The sequence below is a fragment of the Caballeronia telluris genome (genome assembly GCF_001544495.1).
Taxonomy (GTDB): Bacteria; Pseudomonadota; Gammaproteobacteria; order Burkholderiales; family Burkholderiaceae; genus Caballeronia; species Caballeronia telluris.
The window spans coordinates 1-515 of sequence record NZ_FCNZ02000161.1; the positions used below are offsets into that span (position 1 = coordinate 1).

The window sequence follows — 515 nt, forward strand, 5'->3', positions numbered from 1 at the left end:
GCGCTCTTGCCCTGCCGGGTGAGAATGCGATAGTGATAACCGTGATACGCATCGCCCGCACGATGTTCCTTGAGATGCTCCGAGCTTGCGGCAATCAGCGGCCCGAAGGGACTCTGTTCTTCCCCTATGTCGGCATCCGCCGGCCAGTAGAGACCGTCCTGTCTGCCGGGCGAACTGCCGAGCTTCCTCGCATATTCCAGAACGCCGTCGCCGTTACGATCGCGCGTTGCGTACTGCCTTTGTGCATCGAGATACGCGCGCATCACGACAATCGCTTCGCGCTCGTTCGCACCGATCCGGCGATTCAAGATTTCCTGCTCGCCGAGTTCCGTCGCGAAACGCCAGGCGCCCTTCTCGCGGACGAGCGGTATCGGCAACGGCCATGCTTCGTCGCCGACGAGCAGTGTGCGACGGTCCGGCGCGGTTTCGTCCAGTGCATGAAACGCGTTCAGTTCCGCGAGGGCGTTCTCGCGCAGGACGCGGTCCTCGGCCGGATCCGGCGATATGACGAGCCG

1 protein-coding gene is annotated in these 515 nt (G+C 63.3%); it reads right to left on the reverse strand.

What is annotated here, in order from left to right; genetic code table 11:
* Positions 1–515: DUF2950 family protein (locus tag AWB66_RS32720; protein ID WP_125469904.1), on the reverse strand; the 515-nt coding region annotated here is incomplete at both ends.